Annotated in this window: 15 protein-coding genes; 7 read left to right on the forward strand and 8 right to left on the reverse strand. The window is 56.7% G+C overall.

Translation table 11 applies throughout. The features are described from left to right. Positions 1-68 precede the first annotated feature (68 nt). Positions 69-962, forward strand: a complete 894-nt coding sequence (locus I9182_RS18630; protein ID WP_209599231.1) for a LysR family transcriptional regulator — start codon at positions 69-71, stop codon at positions 960-962. A gap of 198 nt (positions 963-1,160) precedes the next feature. Here the strand turns inward: I9182_RS18630 and I9182_RS20500 are convergent, their stop codons facing one another. After that, positions 1,161-1,493, reverse strand: a complete 333-nt coding sequence (locus I9182_RS20500; protein WP_245222725.1) for a redoxin domain-containing protein — start codon at positions 1,491-1,493, stop codon at positions 1,161-1,163. A 91-nt stretch (positions 1,494-1,584) separates the two neighbouring features. Between I9182_RS20500 and leuB the strand changes: the two genes are divergently transcribed. Continuing rightward, positions 1,585-2,688 carry a 3-isopropylmalate dehydrogenase gene (gene leuB, locus I9182_RS18640; protein WP_209507247.1) on the forward strand — a complete coding sequence of 368 codons (1,104 nt, stop codon included), beginning with the start codon at positions 1,585-1,587 and terminating at the stop codon, positions 2,686-2,688. A 74-nt stretch (positions 2,689-2,762) separates the two neighbouring features. On the opposite strand, the gene I9182_RS18645 is transcribed toward leuB, so the two are convergent. After that, complete coding sequence (locus tag I9182_RS18645) at positions 2,763-4,937, reverse strand: PBP1A family penicillin-binding protein (protein ID WP_209507248.1); 2,175 nt, start codon at positions 4,935-4,937, stop codon at positions 2,763-2,765. Positions 4,938-5,197: 260 nt separating this feature from the next. Between I9182_RS18645 and I9182_RS18650 the strand changes: the two genes are divergently transcribed. Beyond that, complete coding sequence (locus I9182_RS18650; RefSeq protein WP_209507249.1) at positions 5,198-5,536, forward strand: P-II family nitrogen regulator; 339 nt, start codon at positions 5,198-5,200, stop codon at positions 5,534-5,536. Between the two features lie 33 nt (positions 5,537-5,569). Continuing rightward, complete coding sequence (locus I9182_RS18655) at positions 5,570-6,895, forward strand: ammonium transporter (RefSeq protein WP_209599232.1); 1,326 nt, start codon at positions 5,570-5,572, stop codon at positions 6,893-6,895. 71 nt (positions 6,896-6,966) lie between these two features. On the opposite strand, the gene I9182_RS18660 is transcribed toward I9182_RS18655, so the two are convergent. The 4 genes from I9182_RS18660 to I9182_RS18675 form a co-directional block, all read right to left on the reverse strand. Continuing rightward, positions 6,967-8,151: an amino acid aminotransferase gene (locus tag I9182_RS18660; protein WP_209599233.1), complete on the reverse strand. Its 1,185-nt coding sequence runs from the start codon at positions 8,149-8,151 to the stop codon at positions 6,967-6,969. Then, positions 8,151-9,005 (reverse strand): 3-mercaptopyruvate sulfurtransferase, encoded by an 855-nt coding sequence (sseA, locus tag I9182_RS18665; protein ID WP_209507252.1) that lies wholly within the window; start codon positions 9,003-9,005, stop codon positions 8,151-8,153. The genes I9182_RS18660 and sseA overlap by 1 nt, the downstream gene beginning before the upstream one ends. A gap of 93 nt (positions 9,006-9,098) precedes the next feature. Continuing rightward, the gene (locus I9182_RS18670; RefSeq protein WP_209507253.1) at positions 9,099-9,368 is read right to left on the reverse strand and encodes a hypothetical protein; all 270 of its coding nucleotides are present in this window, start codon (positions 9,366-9,368) and stop codon (positions 9,099-9,101) included. Beyond that, positions 9,368-9,928, reverse strand: a complete 561-nt coding sequence (locus tag I9182_RS18675) for an XRE family transcriptional regulator (protein ID WP_209507254.1) — start codon at positions 9,926-9,928, stop codon at positions 9,368-9,370. Before I9182_RS18675 ends, I9182_RS18670 begins: the two co-directional genes overlap by 1 nt. Before the next feature lie 108 nt (positions 9,929-10,036). Between I9182_RS18675 and ilvD the strand changes: the two genes are divergently transcribed. Continuing rightward, the gene (gene ilvD / locus I9182_RS18680; RefSeq protein WP_209599234.1) at positions 10,037-11,869 is read left to right on the forward strand and encodes a dihydroxy-acid dehydratase; all 1,833 of its coding nucleotides are present in this window, start codon (positions 10,037-10,039) and stop codon (positions 11,867-11,869) included. 128 nt (positions 11,870-11,997) lie between these two features. On the opposite strand, the gene I9182_RS18685 is transcribed toward ilvD, so the two are convergent. Beyond that, positions 11,998-12,816 carry a sulfotransferase family protein gene (locus I9182_RS18685; protein ID WP_209599235.1) on the reverse strand — a complete coding sequence of 273 codons (819 nt, stop codon included), beginning with the start codon at positions 12,814-12,816 and terminating at the stop codon, positions 11,998-12,000. A gap of 143 nt (positions 12,817-12,959) precedes the next feature. Between I9182_RS18685 and I9182_RS18690 the strand changes: the two genes are divergently transcribed. Together I9182_RS18690 and I9182_RS18695 are read left to right on the forward strand one after the other, a co-directional pair. Next, the gene (locus I9182_RS18690) at positions 12,960-14,537 is read left to right on the forward strand and encodes a DUF5928 domain-containing protein (RefSeq protein WP_209599236.1); all 1,578 of its coding nucleotides are present in this window, start codon (positions 12,960-12,962) and stop codon (positions 14,535-14,537) included. Positions 14,538-14,849: 312 nt separating this feature from the next. After that, complete coding sequence (locus tag I9182_RS18695) at positions 14,850-18,449, forward strand: flavoprotein (RefSeq protein ID WP_209599237.1); 3,600 nt, start codon at positions 14,850-14,852, stop codon at positions 18,447-18,449. On the opposite strand, the gene I9182_RS18700 is transcribed toward I9182_RS18695, so the two are convergent. Beyond that, positions 18,446-19,609, reverse strand: coding sequence for a hypothetical protein (locus I9182_RS18700; RefSeq protein ID WP_209599238.1), 1,164 nt, complete (start codon positions 19,607-19,609; stop codon positions 18,446-18,448). The genes I9182_RS18695 and I9182_RS18700 overlap by 4 nt on opposite strands. Positions 19,610-19,618: the final 9 nt, after the last annotated feature.

Raw genomic sequence — 19,618 nt, forward strand, 5'->3', positions numbered from 1 at the left:
AGACCAATCTATCCATTCAATGCACGTATGGAATTGCCGGGAAATGTAGAATGTGTATTCAATTATGAATGGATAAAGCACTGACACATGCGGATTGGTCTCTGATCCAAAGCTTTCTGGCCGTGGCCGAAACAGGATCCCTGTCTGCCGCTGCTCGGCACCTTGATCGCAGCCAACCCACATTGGGGCGGCAAGTACAAAGCCTTGAGACCGAACTGGGCGTATCCTTGTTCGACCGGCACGCGCGTGGCCTGAAACTGAGCGTGGCAGGTTCCCAACTCTTGCCAATGGCGCAGCAAATGCACAGCGCCATGACTGCCTTCAGCCTTGCCGCCGCAGGGCAGTCGCAGCAGCTTGAAGGCTCGGTCCGCATCACCGCTTCGGTCTTCGCTTCGCATCATCTGCTGCCGCCGATTCTGGCGAATATCCGAAGGCAGGAACCCGCCATTCAACTTGAGCTGGTCGCCACCGACACCACGGAAAACCTGTTGTACCGCGAGGCAGATATTGCCGTTCGCATGTATCGCCCCGCGCAAATGGATATCATTTCGCGTTATCTGGGTGAGGTGCCGTTATGCTTTTGCGCGGCCAGGTCCTATCTCGACCGTAAGGGACGCCCCAAGACACCCGAGGAACTTTTTTCCCACGACCTTGTGGGGTTTGACGCCAATCAGGAAATCATCAAGGCCATGCGCGAAAAAGGATGGCCCGCAAGCCGCAACAGTTTTGCGACCCGCTGCGATCTGCAAAGCGCCTATTGGGAACTGATCCGCGCGGGATGCGGCATTGGCTTCAGTCAGGTCCAGATGGCCGAAGCCGACCCGGATGTCGAAATCTTGCCGCTGGATGTTGAAATCCCGGTTCTGCCCGTGTGGTTGGCTGCGCCGCAGGCCATGCGCCAGACCCCACGTATCCGCAGGGTCTGGGATTTGCTGGCAGAAGGGCTCAAGGCCAGCCTCTGAGGATCAAAGAGGGCCCGTATACGTTCCGCGCGCCGGGTAGTTATTGCCTAAAGTGAACTTCAGACCACCTGCGATATCCGACATCGACGGACGTCCAAAAGGCGTGGTCTGCTGCCACCCAAATTAAAGCGTCCGGTCAGGTGCGATGTAAAAATGTCCGGGCTCTGCGAACAGGTCTGGTTCGGCACTGCCTTCGCGTTAGGTCGAGATGTTAAGACCCCAACCCTCCCGTGCCTCAGACAGGGGCAGGCTGTGGCCTACACGCAGGCGGGAAACATTGGCTTTTGCTGCGGTTTCAGCGGCACGTTCGGCGGTATCGGTGGTGATCATGATAACCTCGACACCCAGCGCCGTGAAATCGTCCAGCGCCGCCTCTACCTCGGCCATCTGCTTGATGCAAATCGGGCAATGCAGCCCGCGATATTGAATTACCAGCGCCCCGTTTTCGCCTTTGTCCACGTCAAGATCGAAGCTGCCATGGGCAACAGTTTCGATTTTTAGCGCAGGAACCCGATTTCCAGGTGTCAGCATGTGTTTTCCTTGTGTTCTGACAGGTCTGTCTCATTGACCCGATGCTGCGCAGACGCTAGGGCCTGTGCAACAAAACGCAAGGAGACCCTTCATGCCCAACCCCTCGCTCCTCATCCTGCCCGGAGACGGAATTGGCCCAGAAGTTATGGCCGAAGTGCGCAGAATCATCGATTGGTTCGGTGCCAATCGCGGTCTTCAATTTGACGTGAGCGAGGATCTGGTGGGCGGTGCCGCTTATGACGCCCACGGCAAGCCTCTGTCCGATGAGACCATGGCAAAGGCGCAAGAGGTTGACGCGGTTCTGCTGGGCGCTGTCGGCGGTCCTAAATACGACGATCTGGATTTCAGCCTGAAACCCGAGCGTGGTTTGCTGCGCCTGCGCAAGGAAATGGACCTGTATTCGAACCTGCGCCCGGCCCAGTGCTTTGACGCGCTTGCCGATTTCTCGTCGCTGAAGAAAGACATCGTTGCCGGTCTGGATATCATGATCGTCCGCGAACTGACGTCGGGCGTCTATTTCGGTGAGCCGCGCGGCATCTTCGAGGAAGGCAACGAACGCGTCGGCATCAACACCCAGCGTTACACCGAATCCGAGATCGAACGCGCCGCGCGCTCGGCTTTTGAACTGGCAATGCGCCGCAATAAAAAGTTGTGCTCGATGGAAAAAGCCAACGTCATGGAATCGGGCATCCTGTGGCGCGAAGTCGTCACCCGCGTCGCTGCGGACTACCCCGAAGTTGAGCTGAGCCATATGTACGCCGACAACGGCGCGATGCAGCTTGTGCGCGCACCGAAACAGTTTGATGTGATCCTGACCGACAACCTGTTCGGTGACATCCTGTCGGACTGCGCCGCGATGCTGACCGGGTCGCTGGGCATGTTGCCTTCGGCCTCTCTGGGCGCGCCGATGGCCAATGGTCGGCCCAAGGCAATGTATGAGCCCGTCCACGGCTCGGCTCCGGATATCGCGGGTCAGGGCAAAGCCAACCCGATCGCCTGTATCCTCAGCTTTGCCATGGCCCTGCGCTATAGCTTTGATCAGGGAGAAGAAGCGGATCGTCTTGAGGCCGCGATCGAGAAAGTACTGGCCGATGGTGTACGCACCGGCGACCTGCTTGCAGATGAGGGCGTTCAGCCCGTATCAACCACTGAAATGGGCGACGCGATCCTTGCGGCCTTGGACGCCAGCGTCTGAAACACGCAATCAGCGAAATGACAAAAGGCGGTGCCCAGTGCACCGCCTTTTTGGTATTCCCATCAAAGAAGATTCTAGTTGCCGCCAAATATATTCCTCAGCAGATTGTTGATGTCCTCGGCAAAACCACCGCGCTTTCGACCCGGTTGTGGCTGCGCGACCTGAACTGGCGGTGCTGGTGCGATCATCGGCAAGGGGGTGGGTGTCATCCCTTCGGTGACACGCAGCATGGTTTCTCTCCAGATTTCCGCGGGCAGACCGCCGCCGGTCACACCAGATAGGGGCGTGTTGTCGTCATAGCCCATCCAAACACCGGTTACGTAATCCGCAGTAAACCCGATGAACCATGCATCGCGCGCGGCCTGGGTCGTGCCCGTTTTGCCCGCCACCTGCCAGCCGGGCAACTTGGCCCGGCCACCTGTGCCTTCGGACACCACACGTTCCATCATCCAGGTCAACTGTTTGGCTGCCGTCTCATTAACGACCCTCTCACCAATACCGGTTGTCGTAACCATGACAGGTGCTTCATCCCCCAGCAGCTTCAGCTCGGTCAGGCCATAAGGTTCAACGGCAGAGCCGCCGTTCAGAATACCTGCATAAGCCCCCGTCATCTCAATCAGCGTGCTTTCCGACGCACCCAGCGCCAAGGCCGGACCTTGCGCCAGATCGCTGGCAATCCCAAAACCACTGGCCACGGTGCGGACGTTATCCAAGCCCGAAATCTCGGCAACTTTCACCGCCGGAATGTTCAGTGAGTTCTTCAAAGCATCCGCCAATGACACGCGCCCGTAATACTTGTTGGTATAGTTCTTGGGGCACCATTGGCCGGACCCGGGAATGTCCACGCAGTAAGGTTCATCCATCACCGTATCCAGCGGGGAATAGCCGAGTTCCAACGCGGTAGCGTAGACAAAAGGTTTGAAGGACGAACCGGTTTGACGTTTGGCGATGGTGGCCCGGTTGAACACACCGGCAACCCGTGTTTCGCGCCCCCCGACCATCGCCCTTACCGCGCCGTCCGCGGACATGACTACGATGGCCGCCTGCGCCTTGGAGCCTTCGCGCACCTTTTCTTGAAAGATGAATTGCAAAGCCTCTTCCGCCGATCGCTGAATCCGCTGATCCAAAGTCGTTTGGATCACAACATCTTCGGTTGTGTTATCGCCGAAATAACTGGGAAGTTCCGAAACAACCCAATCTGCGAAATAGCCGCCCGCTCGGGCAGCTGCCGCTTCAGACAATTGCGCCGGTCGCGCACGCGCTTCGCTGGCCTGTGCGGCGGTCAGATACCCCTGATCCTCCATCAGGCCGATCACCAGCCGTGCCCGATCCTGAGACCGTTGCAGGTTGTTGGTCGGTGCATAGCGTGTAGGCGCAACCAGCAGTCCAGCCAGCATCGCGGCCTCTGCGGGCGAAACCTCGGCGGCGGATTTTCCAAAGTAGCGCTGGCTTGCGGCTTCGAACCCACGCGCGCCTGCGCCAAGAAAAGCGCGGTTCAGGTAGATCGTCAAAACCTCGTCCTTGGAGTATTTCACCTCCATTGCGAGCGCATAGACGGCTTCCTTGGCCTTGCGCCACAAGGAACCCTGACGGCAGTCGGCCTCATATGCGGCCTCGGATTCCCAATCACTGGGATCATAGGGAACACCCAAACACAGCAATTTCGCGGTCTGTTGCGTGATGGTGGACCCGCCATGCCCTGACAAAGGCCCGCGGCCTTCGCTCAGGTTGATGCTGACCGCGCTGGCGACGCCACGCGGGCTGACCCCGAAATGCCGATAAAATCGCTTGTCTTCGGTTGCGATGACTGCGTTCTTGAGATGCGGAGACACGGTATCGGCCGTGATCACGCCACCAAACTGATCGCCACGCCAGGCAAAGACCTTGCCGTCACGATCCAGCAAAGTCACGGAACCCCGCGCGCGCCCATCCAGCAAGGCATCCACATCCGGCAAGGTTGCATAAACGATACCCACCGCCAGCGCGAGCAGCATGGCCGAAATCGCACCTACACGCCAGGTCAAGCCCCAGATCAGCCGCCAGATCCATCGGAACAAACGGCGAAAGATACCACCGCCTTTGCCCCCTGATGACGTGCGGGTTTTCCTGCGTGTGGTTTTGCGCGTGGCCGTTTTGCGCGCCGTCGATTTTTTGCCCGCCGTGCTTTTGGTCGCCGCCGGTTTTCGGCCCTTTGAAGGGTACCGTCTATCCGCGACCAATGTCGGCTTGCGGCGCTTGGACTCAGTCATGCTCAAACTCTGCCCGGTTATACTTTTTGGTCACCATACCTCGACAACCACGGTATGTAGAGGTCCGATTTTCCGGAATTTCCCCTCTCTATAGTGCTCAATTATTAGTCGTAATGGCTGTGTTGTGCAAAAATTGTGCAACTTCGCATTATTTTCCGACAGGTTTTGGCCCCGAAAGCGTTTCTTACTGCGCCGCGGCGCGCTTTTTTTCTGCAGGCGCAAACAAAACCGGTCCCACCGGACAATCAGAGGGGAAAGACGTGAAACTGATCATTGCGACAATCAAGCCGTTCAAGCTGGAGGAGGTGCGCGAAGCACTGACCGAGGCTGGCGTGCGCGGCATGATGGTGACCGAAATCAAGGGCTTCGGCTCGCAGTCCGGTCACACCGAAATCTATCGTGGGGCCGAATATGCGGTGAACTTCGTGCCCAAGATCAAGCTTGAGATCGTGGTGCCTGCGACAATGGCCGACCAGATCGTCGAGACCATCACAAAAACCGCCAAAACCGGCAAGATCGGTGACGGCAAGATTTTTGTCCTCGATGTCGAACAGGCGATGCGTGTGCGTACCGGGGAAACAAACGAGGACGCGCTGTAAGCGCGCCCACTCACAATCATTCGAGGACTGACAATGAACCTGATGAAATCTCTCATCCCTGCCGCCGCCATTGTTGCGCTGCCGCAGATGGGTCTTGCGCAAGAGGCCGCCGCAACCGGCGAAGCGGCACAGCACACCCAGTATATCTTTACCACGCTTCTGTTTCTGATGGCGGGCTTTCTTGTTTTCTTCATGGCTGCAGGTTTTGCCATGCTGGAAGGCGGTCTGGTGCGATCCAAGAACGTTGCCATGCAGATGATCAAGAACGTGGCATTGTTTTCATTTGCCGCAATCATGTACTGGCTGATCGGATTCAACCTGATGTATCCAGGCGACGGCTGGTCCATCACGGGCTGGCTTGGCCCGTTCTTTTCGACCACAACGCTTGATGCGGTTGGTGTTGCGCCGGCGGATGCGGCACTGGACTATGCTTCGGTCGGTTCAGACTTCTTCTTCCAGCTTGTGTTCGTGGCCGCGACTGCGTCCATCGTGTCGGGCGCCGTGGCGGAACGGATCAAGCTTTGGCCTTTCCTGATCTTCGTCATCGTGCTGACAGGCATCATTTACCCGATTTCCGGTTCATGGAAATGGGGCGGCGGCTGGCTGGATGCCAAGGGCTTCTCGGACTTTGCCGGTTCGACCATCGTACACTCGGTCGGTGGCTGGGCTGCGCTGGCAGGGGCCCTTATCCTAGGCCCGCGGATCGGCAAGTACAAAGATGGCAAAGTTCACCCGATGCCCGGCTCTAACCTGGCGTTGGCGACCCTGGGAACGTTCATCCTGTGGCTGGGTTGGTTCGGATTCAACGGCGGCTCGCAGCTGGCGATGGGAACCGTGGGCGATGTATCGGACGTGTCACGCATCTTTGCCAACACCAACATGGCCGCGGCTTCGGGCTCGGTTGCAGCGCTGATCCTGACCCAGGTTCTGTACAGGAAGCCTGACCTGACGATGGTGCTGAACGGCGCACTGGCCGGTCTGGTCTCGATCACGGCCGAGCCGCTGGCCCCGACCCTGTTCGGTGCCCTGTGGATCGGCGCCGTGGGTGGTATCATCGTGGTCTTCGCGGTCCCGATGCTGGACAAGTTCAAGATCGATGATGTTGTCGGTGCCATCCCGGTTCACCTGTTCTGTGGCATCTGGGGCACCATCGCCGTCATTTTCTACGGTGACGCGAGCCTGGGCTCGCAGCTTCTGGGCATCGTCGCATACGGCGTTTTCACCTTTGTCGGCGCACTGATCCTGTGGACGATCCTGAAATCCACCGTCGGCATCCGTGTCAGCGAAGAGGATGAGATCAACGGCCTCGACATGGCTGAACTGGGAATGGAAGCATACCCCGAATTCTCGAAAGGCTAAGCCTTGCCTTCACCTGACAAAAAACCCGGGCGTTCGCGCCCGGGTTTTCGTTTCAAATGTCGCGTCTGCGTCTAAACCCCGACATCCACTATTGCTTTGGCCAAAATCGGCACAGTCGCTGCGTTCAGCCCGGCAATGTTCAGGCGACTGTCGCCGACCATGTAGATACTGTGTTCAACGCGCAGTTTCTCGACCAGTTCCGGGGCCGCACCCAAGCGCGAGAACATGCCGCGGTGCTGGGCGATGAACCCAAACCGGTCGGATCCGGCCAGACGCTGCAACTCGTCAGCCAGTTGCTGGCGCAGGCCCAGCATGGACAGGCGAACCTCTTCCAGCTCAGTTGCCCAGTCTGCCCGCAACGCCTCATCCATAAGAATGGTCGTCACCACGCGCGCGCCGTGATCCGGCGGGAAGGAGTAGTTCTGGCGATTCAAAAACGCCAGAGTGGCCTGATTCAACGCCGTTTCAGCCGCGTTGTCACTGACGGCCATCAGCAACCCGGTGCGCTCACGATAGACGCCGAAGTTTTTCGAACATGACGCCGCAATCAGACATTCCTTTACCGATGAGGCCACCAGTCGCACGCCTTGCGCATCCTCTTCCAGACCGTCACCAAAGCCCTGATAAGCAATGTCGATCATCGCAACGAGGCCCAGCGCATTGATCAGGTTCACGACCTCCTGCCATTGCACCATATTCAGATTGGCACCGGTCGGATTGTGGCAGCAGCCATGCAGCAAAACCACGTCACCCGCTTTAGCAGTTTTCAGGTCTGCGATCATCCCATCGAAATCGACGCCCCGAGTGTCTTCATCGAAGTAACGATACTGAACCGTTTCCATCCCCAGATAATTCAGGATCGACAGATGGTTGGGCCAGGTCGGGTTCGACACAAACACACGTGCCGAAGGGTTCGCCATCCGGATCAACTCGAACGCCTGACGGCAGGCACCGGTGCCGCCGGGTGTCGCCACTGCGGCGATATTGCCGCGTGGCACAGAAGTACCCAAAATCAAACCGATCATCACATCCGCATAGGCCGGATCACCGGCCAGACCGGTATAGGCCTTTGTTTCCTGTTCTTCCCAGATGCGCTGTTCGGCGGCTTTCACCGCGCGCATCACGGGCGTCACGCCTTCGGCATTCTTGTAGACACCAACACCCAGATCGATCTTCTGATCGCGCGGGTCTTCGCGGTACATCTGCATCAGTGCCAGAATCTTGTCGGCGGGCTGCGGTTTCAGGTTCTCGAACATCAGTTCTCTCCGGTTGCGACGGGCAGGGTCGGGAAGGCACCCCATTCAGCCCAGGAGCCGTCATAAAGCGAGTGGTCTTTCTTGCCCATGCGTTCCAACGCAAGGCTGAGAATCGCGGCCGTGACGCCAGACCCGCAAGAGGTGATCGCCGGTTTCGACAGATCGACACCTGCAGCCTCGAATATGGCGCGGCAGTCCTCGGGCGACTTCATTGTTCCGTTGGCGTTCAACAACTGCCCAAAGGGCACATTCCGCGAGCCGGGAATATGGCCCGAACGCAGCCCTTCGCGCGGCTCGGGTGCGGTTCCGGCAAACCGGTCGGCCGAGCGGGCATCGATGATCTCGTGATCTGCCAGCTTGGCGGCGGCGGAAACTTGCGTGACGTCCCGGACAAGCTGGTTTTGCACGCGAACAGTCATGTGGCGGTCGCGAATGACCGGAGGCAGATCCTCGATCTCGCGCCCCTCGGCCTGCCATTTTGGCAACCCCCCATCCAGAACCGCGATGTTTTCCTGCCCCATAAGACGGAACAGCCACCATACGCGCGCTGCGGACATCAGCCCGGCACCATCGTAAACCACAACCTGATGACCATCACCGACACCCATGGCGCGCAGTCGTGACATGAATTTTTCGACCGGCGGCGCCATATGAGGCAGGTCGGAACGGTGATCTGATATCTCATCAATATCGAAGAACCGTGCTCCGGGGATATGCCCGGCATCATATTCGGCCTTGGCATCACGGTTTTGCGCGGGCAAATACCACGACCCGTCCAGAATCCGCAGATCCGGGTCTTTCATATGCGCGGCCAGCCATTCGGTGGATACGAGGGTTTTCGGATCGTCCAGCATCAAAGCCTCCCCTAAGCGAGCTTGGGGTTTCCCTATACCCCGTGGCATGGGCGTTCAAGGCTGGATAGCGCTAGCGCTTGTGAACGTCTGGATTTATCGCGCCTTGCGCAGGCGGAAATGCTGGATGATGCCGATGATGCTGATCACAATCCAGAAGCCTTCGATCAGCATCGAGGCCAGATTGAAATTCTCAAGCAGCGAAAAGACGATCAGGACAGACCCCAGCAGGTTGATCACCGGAAAGGCCAGATCATCGGAATTCATCATCCGCATCTGCGTCGCGAAATACGCGGCCACCACGATCAGCGCCCCGAATGAGCCGATGGCATCCACGATGGTAAGAGTGTCAAAAATGGCAGTCATTAAGGTGCCTTACCAATTTCAGGAGTTTCTGTGTGTTGGGCGTAGTGATGCATATTCAGAAACGCAGCCCCCTGCGAACCGGCGCGATATCCGTGCGGCAGGTCCGCAGCAAAGCGCAACCCCTGCCCGGCCTGCAAGGGAACCCATTCCTCGCCACGCAGGATTTCCAAAGTACCGCTGAGGACAAACACTTCCTCGGTCACCCCGGCGGCATGAGCCGGGGATTCGTGGCTTTGGTTTGCGTCAAGGTTCACGTGAAAGGTTTCGGCACCCAGTGCGGGATCGAAGGGAAAGACGATCTTGACCTCGATACTGCCGGGAAAGGTTACGGTCTGAAAGACCGATGGATCGCCCAGCGTCGTGTCGATCAGCCCGCTGAGCGGTATTTGAAAACCCTTGGCGATTTTCCAAAGCGTGGCGATCGTTGGGCTCGATTCGCCGCGCTCAATCTGACCCAGCATGGCTTTGCTGACCCCGGTCATCTCGGCGACTTTGGACAGGCTCAACCCCGAGGCTGTCCGCACATCCCGTAATTTCAGCGTAATGTCGTCCATAGCCATACCCGCGCCCTGCGATTTACCTTGTACGTTATAACGCACATGTGCTACGTGCGCTATAACGTACGAACCCCGAATTATGCAACCCGAGGCAACAGGGAAAACAGCATCATGCCATTTTACCGATCCAGAACCTCTACCCATGGCCGCAACATGGCTGGCGCACGTGGCCTTTGGCGGGCCACAGGCATGGGTGACGACGATTTCGGCAAACCGATCATCGCCATCGTCAACTCGTTCACCCAGTTTGTGCCGGGTCACGTGCATCTGAAGGACCTGGGCCAGATGGTCGCGCGCGAGGTCGAAGCAGCAGGTGGTGTGGCGAAAGAGTTCAACACGATCGCCGTGGATGACGGTATCGCGATGGGCCATGACGGAATGCTGTATTCGCTGCCCTCACGCGAAGTGATTGCGGATTCGGTTGAATATATGGTCAACGCCCATTGTGCGGACGCTATGGTCTGCATTTCGAACTGCGACAAGATCACCCCCGGCATGCTGATGGCCGCCATGCGCCTGAACATCCCGGCCATTTTCGTCTCGGGCGGTCCGATGGAAGCGGGCAAGATCGACATCGCCGATTTGGAAGCCAAGAAGATTGACCTTGTGGACGCTATGGTCGCCGCCGCAGATGACAAGTTCACTGACGAACAGGTTCAGCACATCGAAGAAAACGCCTGCCCCACCTGCGGTTCATGCTCGGGCATGTTCACTGCGAACTCGATGAACTGTCTGGCCGAAGCGTTGGGTCTGGCCCTGCCGGGTAACGGCTCGACTCTGGCGACGCACGCAGACCGCAAAGAACTGTTCCTTGAGGCTGGCCGCCGCATCGTCGAGATCACCAAGCGCCATTACGATCTGGACGAAAAAGGCTTTCTGCCCCGTGAGATTGCCACCTTTGATGCATTCGAAAATGCCATGAGCCTTGATATCGCCATGGGTGGATCAACCAACACGGTGCTGCACCTGCTGGCCATCGCACATGAGGGCGAGGTTGACTTCACCATGGCCGATATGGACCGCCTCAGCCGTCGCGTTCCCTGCCTCTGCAAAGTCGCACCGAACACCGAGAATGTGCATATGGAAGACGTCCACCGTGCCGGTGGTATCTTCTCGATCCTGGGTGAGCTCAGCCGTGCGGGCCTGCTGCACAACGAATGCAGCACCGTGCATTCGGCCACGATGGGAGAGGCGATTGCCAACTGGGACATCACCATTGCCAACAACCCCAAGGCACAGGAGCTGTTCAAGGCCGCCCCCGGCGGTGTGCGCACCACACAGGCGTTCAGCCAGTCGAACCGGTTCAAGGAACTGGACACCGATCGTAAGGGTGGCGTGATCCGGTCCAAGGAACACGCGTTCAGTCAGGACGGCGGTCTGGCGGTTCTGTTCGGCAACATCGCACGTGACGGCTGTATCGTGAAAACCGCTGGTGTGGATGCCAATATCCTGCAATTCACCGGCTCGGCTTATGTATGCGAAAGCCAGGATCAGGCGGTCAGCGACATCCTGACCGGCAAGGTGAAAGAGGGCGATGTTGTGGTGATCCGCTATGAAGGCCCGCGTGGCGGTCCGGGGATGCAGGAAATGCTGTACCCGACATCCTACCTGAAATCGAAGGGGCTTGGCAAAGCCTGCGCCTTGCTGACCGACGGGCGGTTTTCGGGCGGCACGTCCGGTCTGTCGATCGGCCATGTCTCGCCCGAGGCGGCCGAAGGCGGTGAGATTGGTTTGGTCCAGAATGGCGACACAATTGAAATCGACATCCCCAACCGCTCGATCCATCTGGCCGTCTCAGATGAAGAGCTCGCCGCCCGGCGCGAAGCACAGGACGCAAAGGGCTGGGTGCCTGCTGCGCCGCGCAAACGCAAGGTGTCTACTGCGCTTAAGGCCTATGCCAAGCTGACCACCAGCGCGGCAAAAGGAGCCGTGCGTCAGGTCTAAACCTATGCATTATCGGTCTGCTGACGTGGCGGACCGGTAAGCCGATCATCCACAGGCGCTCTCGGACCCAACCAGAGCAGGTGTTTCGCAAGAAACGTTTACGATGGATGGGGCATCCTGCCTTAAGATCAATCGCCCAGCTTGGCGTGAATTTCGTCCAGATCGATTTCGCCAATCGGCATCTTGTTTGCCGGGTTTTCGAAATCGTATTTGAACAACTCGAAATCCTGCTTGTAGATTTCATAGACCAGATGCATCGACAGGTCGTCGAAATAGTCCTCAACCGGATGTGCGCGCTTGGGTCCATGGCCTTCGGATTCGTTGAATCGGGGTATTTCGGACAGCGAAACTGAATGCTTCAGCTTGGTATTATCCAGAACCCCCTGCATCCCATCGTTGAACGCTTCGGTCCAGAAGATCCGATCATAACGACCGCCGTTCACGATGAAGGTCGACACGTGACCAGACATGGCTGACCAGTGAATATCCGGGTCCATCGGGCGTCGCCAGCGGATGGTATCACGCGCAAACAGCAGGAACCGGCGAAAGCTGGCGATCTGGTCAAACTCTCCCTTGCCATCGTCTCCGCCCACTTCGATCCCGTAATTGTAGATCAGCGTTGGCACCAGATTGCCACGATACCGTTTGCCGTTACGCTGGATCCCGCAGATCTTGTCAAAAAACGAGCTCAGAATACGCGTGTACGGGTTGCGCACACAGGTAAAGGAATACGAGGCGTGATCGCGCACATTTTTGGAAATCAGGTCCTGGCTCTGATCAAAGGCCCATTTGTGCATACCATCCTTGGCGTCATGGATATCGCCGTCAAAGAACTGGCCGTGATCCGAATAATACATGATCTGCCCAATGGTCGAGCAGGCGCATTTGGGCACGACGCGGTACACCATGCTTTCGCTCTCGGTCATCCAGGTACCGGGAAAACCCATCTGCTGTGCCTCCTACGCTGGTCTGGTCTCAAACCGATATGCCAGCTTTTGATAACAAGGAACCAAAATTATTCTGTTTATTCAATCGCTCATCCTCAGTATCACGGTTGAAACCGGGCAGAAACGGAAATTACCTAATCTCGATGGCTAAGATTGCCTATATATTGTTGTGCCATAAGGACCCTGATGCAATCATTGCACAGGCTGAACAGCTGACTGCTGCGGGCGATTGCATGGCGATCCACTTTGACGCCAGCGCCAGCCCCGAAGCTTACGGGCGCATCCGTTCCGCGCTGGATCAAAATCCGAACGTGACCTTTGCAAAAAGGCGCATCAAATGCGGCTGGGGAGAGTGGTCGCTGGTGCAGGCCACGCTGAACGCGCTGCAGGCTGCTGTCGAAACCTTCCCACGCGCCACGCATTTTTATATGCTGTCCGGTGATTGCATGGCAATCAAAACGGCAGAATACACCCATCGGTTTCTGGATAATCACGACAAGGATTTCATTGAAAGCCACGACTTTTTCGAAAGCGACTGGATCAAGACCGGCATGAAAGAAGACCGGCTAATCTATCGCCATTATTTCAATGAACGAGCCCAGCCCAAACTATTCTACACCGCCTATGAAACGCAGAAGCGTTTTGGGTTGACGCGCAAAATTCCCGAAGACCTTCAGGTGATGATTGGCAGCCAATGGTGGTGTCTTCGCCGCCGAACGGTCGAGATGATCCTGGATCTTCTGCAGCAGCGTAGGGACATAATCCGGTTTTTTTCGACCACCTGGATACCCGATGAAACCTTCTTTCAAACGCTGGTTCGTCACCTGATCCCGAAGGGCGAAATCGAAAACCGTACACCGACATTTCTGATGTTTTCGGATTATGGAATGCCCGTCACGTTCTACAACGATCACTATGACATGCTTCTGGGTCAGGACTATTTGTTTGCCCGCAAGATCAGCCCAGAGGCACATGAGCTGAAAGAGCGTCTCGGCTCACTTTACGCGAGTGAGGGCATCGACTTTCCCATCTCGAACGAGGGGCGCAGCCTGTATGCGTTTCTGGCTGGCCGGGGGCGCATCGGGCGCCGGTTCGGGCAACGTTTCTGGGAGGCCGAAAGTGTTCTGGGCCCTGACCGAGAGCTGTTCGTGATCGTCAGCAAGAAGTGGCATGTTGCCAAAAGGCTGGTCGATCAGATCGCGTCTGAAACAGATATCCCTTGCGTCGAATACTTGTTTAACGAAGAGGATACCCAACTGCCTGATCTGGGCGGTATTGAGACGACGCTGACTAAGCGCTCGCGCCATCGGCGGGCCGTTGTACGAATGCTTTTCGAAAGTTTCGGATCAGACCAGTTGGTTCTGTGCCTCGACCCGGCCAACCTGGACGTTGTTCAGGATTTCTGCGGTGATCAGGCCAAAACCCATGTGCTTGAGATCGAATGCGAATACTCGGACGAATACCTGATCGGACATGCGCGCCGCGTCGGATTGGCGGGGGAAAACAGCCCGGTTGAGACTGTTTCCCGTCTGCTGCCGACACTTCGCAACGATCTGAGTTACGAGTCCCAACAAATCCGCTCCGCCGGTTTGGACAATTACCTGCGACTGCGGGAAACCGCCCAGCGCGCCGAAAACGTAGCCGTCATTTCCGAGTTTCTAGGGGTGGACGAAGAAAAGGCCAGCGCGGTGATGCGGCTGGACTACCTGTTCGCCGACTAAACGGCAGATCAACCTGAAATCCGACAGCTTTCCGGCCCCTTCGGTGCGTAGGGTCCACCGCATATTTGCCTGTCGGAGAGGATGGCCTAAAACCCAACATCACTGCCATCGTGATTTTTATTCAAAAATCGGATACTGTGCAGCCAATTGGGCCAATTTGCTTATGCTTTTTACTTTGGCAGGCCGGCCCTGGCCAGTGACAGGCAAAACCGGGCCCGACCTAAACTCAGAATGACGGGTATACATCGAAAAACCCAAAGCCCCGGCTGGCCGCACTTAGACATTTGAAACGCAACTTCGGGGGGAACAGTTGTGCTAATAGATCAAATTGAAACGTCCAGATCATATATCCCAAACGACGCAGACTGGAACCTGATATACAAGGTTCTGCCGGGCGAGGCGAAGATTGCAGACCCATCTGTCATTAACCCTCATTTCGAATGTATCGAGGTGACCGACAACACGGTTCTGCCGGCAAGCGGCATGTATGTAGTTCTGCGCGGTGTGGTTCAGCTGCGGCAGAATGGAAACCCTTTGGCCAGCGCGGATGTCGGTGACTATTTCTATGAAGAGCACCTTCAGATATCAGACATTCCCGTCAGCCTCGAAGCGCTTGCGCTGGACGGATCGCGGCTGGCTTTTCTGTCCAGCGAGAACTGGCGTCAGATACCAGAGGAAATCCGGCAACCCTGCTTCGCCACGATGTTCGGCGATCTGGTCAGTGTTCAATTGCAGAACTTCCAGCAGCCGATCAATTGTTGCAGCGTAACGGCTGCCGCCCTCAGCATGTCCGCGTTGGGCTTCAGTTGCGAAGTGAACGACATTTTCCGTGAATGCGCGCTGCCTTCGTCTTTCGTCGTCAATGACGGTATCTCACTGGGTGAGCTGTTTGACGTCGCCTGTACCTACATTCACTCGCAGGGCTTGCGGGACAGTGTTCAGGTTCAGGCCTATTTCATGGACGAGGACACGACAAACGTGCAGCTGTTGCTGGATGCGATTGACGAATCCAACCGGCTGGGTGGTGACAACGATATTCTGGTTGCGAATTTTCAGGTCGGCGTCGCCCATGGCAAAGCGAATATGCCGGGCGGGCATTTTGCCGTCATCGCCAAGTGCAACCCAAGCACTGGGCTGGTGCACATGATGGACGTACATCCTGAGAAATACGGCAAGCTTTGGGTTACAACCGCAGACCGACTTTGGAAGGCGATGTCGGACCGTGATGGAACCTCGATGCGGTCGCGTGGTATTTTACGCTTCTCGGCGCGTGCCGCAGTCAAAACGCATCTGAAGACATTCAAGCAACGATGCAACTATGTCGACAGCACACTCTATCTGGCGAAAGACCCCAAGAAACGGCGCAACCTGTTCCGCCGCGCCACTCCGAACATGAACTCCTTGGGTGTTTTGGTGGAAAGCCTCGCCATTCACGGCGACGACAAGGTGGACGAAGACGAGCTGCTGCGGGCCACCGAAGCCTCTTTCACGGATGTTGTCTCACGGGTGGCCACGGCCGCGGACATGCACGACATGGCCCAGAAATACCTGAACGGGTCCGAAAACGTGCACCTGAGCAGTTCACTTCGCAGTTTCGGAACGCGCGAGGACACATCGATCGTTACCCCAGAAGACTGGTTCAAGATGCAACTTCAGGGCCTGGACGCCATTGCGGACCGTCACCTGATGATCAATATCGACTTTAATCGGGTAACCGGGATCGAAGCCATCCGCCCGCCGGTAAACGTTTACCGGGAAACCGCTTTGCTCGAAGAATTCTGGTGTCTGTGTATCGCATATGATGAAGCAACCGACCTTGTGACGATTGTCGATATGAGCCCCGCAACGTCACAGGTCTGGCAAGCCCCCCGCGGCAACATATTCCGCGGCCTGCGCGATCTGGAAAACCCGGCGTTGCTGGTGATCGAAACGGTTGAGCCGCCCGAAGACCCCGGAGATGTCGCCAGCATTATCAGGAACAACCCCATGGTTCTGTTTTATGAAGATGAAGACCCGTGGTCCTACATGCTCAGAAGTGTTCTTTCAAACATCGGTGCGACCAGCGTAAAGCAGGTGGATGTGGGCGGTCGCGATCCCAACGCTATTAAGATGCGGCGTCAGCTCGTGTCATTGGGTGAAAAACCCAAAGTTCCCTACCTGTTTTTCCAAGGCCAATGCGTCAGCAAAGGTGAAAAGCTGGAAGACATTGTGGACATGATCAAGGCGGGTCACCTTCAGGACCGCATGATCGAAGCAGGTCTTCCCGTTTCCAAGCTTGAAGAGACACCCAGCCTGAACAAGAACATGTTCGGCTATCCCAAAGGTGTGATGAACCAGGTAAGCAGCGGCAAACGCAACGTGCTCCTTTGTGCCTGTGGGTCTTCAGCGGCAGACAAGATACCCGAACTGGTTGAGCGCATCGTCGACGCCGGGCACAATGTCAAACTGATCCCTTCCACTTCGGCCGAAAAGTTCTTTCGGGACTTCGGCGCTGAACGGATCGACGCCAAGATCACCCATAACGACTATTACCGCGACGATGATGAATGGAACTTCCGTTACATGGAATTCGACATGCCGGTGCGGGCGTCGCATCTGGCGCTTTGCGACTGGGCCGATTGCGTGATCGTCGCACCCATCACATGCAACACCATGGGCAAAGTGGCAAACGGGATCGCCGATAATCTTCTGACCTCGGTCTTTGTCGCTTGGCAGTACCAGAAGAAGCCCGTGATCCTGTGCCCGGCCTGTAACACGAATATGTGGAACAACATCACCACCCAGAACAATGTCGCAAGGCTGAAGACACTGGGCATTGATTTCATTGGCCCACGGGAGGGCCGCTTGTCCAACGGCCGGATGGGGATTGGTATGATGGCCACTCCCGACCAGATCATGGAAGCACTGGGCGAGGCGTTCGAAGAACTGGACGACCAGAAATACCGCGTGTGCAAATGGGCCCGAGAGGCTGCCGCCGCTGACGATATCAATGAATGGAAACGTGTGTTCCGCGCCATCGATGAAGGTGTCGTGGGCATCAATATCGTGGACGAAGCCCACGGCGATTCATTGCTGCATTATGCGGCCGGTGGCGAAGGCGAATTGAACGAAGGCGGTCACGATCTGGGTAAGCCCGACTATGAAGCGGCGCAGGATTTGATCGGCCGCGACATCGACGTCAATATCGTCAACGATCACGGTTTCACCGCATTGCATGTGGCTGTGATGAACAAAGCCCCAAGGATGGTCGACATCCTGTTGCGCGCCAAAGGCATGGATGCAACCTCGTGCATTGAATTTGTTCAGGGCATGGATATCCCGCCCGAAATCCGGACCATGCTGGATGCTTGGGCGCAGGACCACAACCTTAAGATTAAAGACGCGGAACAGGGCCGTGACGAAACCTTTGTTGCCATCCAGGAACCCACCTATCTGTATTTCACATACGGCTCCCTGAAACAGGGGTTCCCGAACCATGAGGCACACAACCGGGTTTTGAATGACTTTGTCGGGCCTGCCCGCACGCGGCAACCAATGCCCCTGATCGTTCCAAATGAACCGTTCTGCGACAATCCGAATTGTGGCTTCCTGCACCGAATGGCAACCCTTGTCGATCAGCAGGGCATGGGCAAACAAGTAAGCGGAGAGGTTTACCGGGTGACGGAATCGGGCCTGCACGAACTGGACAAACTGGAAGGCTATCATGGTCCGGGCTCGTCCAAGAACGTCTATACCCGCAAAAAGATCAACGTGATCGTGGATGGGGTGATGAAACCCGCTTACGCCTATGTAATCGCCGATCCTGAAAAATACCTGCAAGACTGGCGTGACGGCAAATCCGAAGTCATCAGCGACTACACGCTGGATATGGCGCAGGGTGAACCCAAGCCCGGATTTGAGCCGGCACTCTAGTTTTCCACTGCGCTGACTTGTGGCGGTTTTGGGCTTTCCTTGGAGCTAAGGTTATAGGCCGTAATCACGACCATACACAGCAGCACGAACGGCCAGAACCCGGCCTTGGGAATAAGGTTGTCCCGGTAGTGGATGATTCCAAACGACGTCTCAACGTCGGACGCAAACAGGTATGTATTCACCGAAACTGCCAGCAGCATGAAGTACATCATGAAAAAGAACGACTCCATATAGATCACGGGAGAGCCCGCGAACCCTTCGCGCAGCTGCACATGGGCCAGCAGGATCACGAAAAACAGAACCGAGCATGTTCCGATCACGCTGGAGGTGCTGAAGTCATGCCGATCGGCCAGCCCCTCACGGCGTGTGACGGTCATCAGCGCCCCAAACAGCAGCATTGTCACGACAAGCAGCGGGACCATGTGCACGATAAATGCGTTTGCGAAATTGCGTTTGATGACAAAGTTATAATGCAGTTCGGGCCTGTTGGTTTGATAGGTGTTCTGCGTGATGCCCAACGTCGTATCCAGGTTTGACAGCTTATAGTCGAAATAGGTGTTCTCGCGTTCCCACGTGCCCATCACGATCTGACTGTCGATGCCGAAAATATCATCCGGCCCGGTCGCGGTATAAGCCTCAAAGTCGGGAACCAGCGCAACATTGACGTCAAAAGATGCGGGCCAGACGCGCACCCAGACCGTTTTGTGATCAAAGGGGTAACGGGTGTAGTCAAAGCTCTGACGAAGGTTTTGTTCAAAGTACCACCCGATCAGCACGCCATCCTGTTGCGGTAGCCGATAGGCTTCTTCGATCAGGCCATTTGCTGTATCGACCGCTTCGGGCAGAAGGAAACCGATCTCGCCCTCGGCTGGACGGATCTTGTCATGTTCACCTTCGACGTAATGCTGCCAGATGTAGCCGGTGACCTGAACGTCGCTAGCACCAAGAAAGCTGAACGATTTGATGAATATCCCCGTTTTGACGCGGTAATCTGGTGCTGAGTCCAGCTCACCCAAAAAGGCATCCACCGATGCCTGATCCGGAAGCTGCGTTGGATCCCCCTCAAAATGGTTCAAGTCGATCCAAAGCCTGAGCAACAGACCGGCGAGCCCAAGGGTCAGCAAGCCAGAAATCAACCACACCTTTCTTTCTACACTCATTCAGCCTCC

Origin of the sequence: Ruegeria sp. HKCCSP351, assembly GCF_017872535.1 — a bacterium.
Lineage (GTDB): Bacteria > Pseudomonadota > Alphaproteobacteria > Rhodobacterales > Rhodobacteraceae > Ruegeria.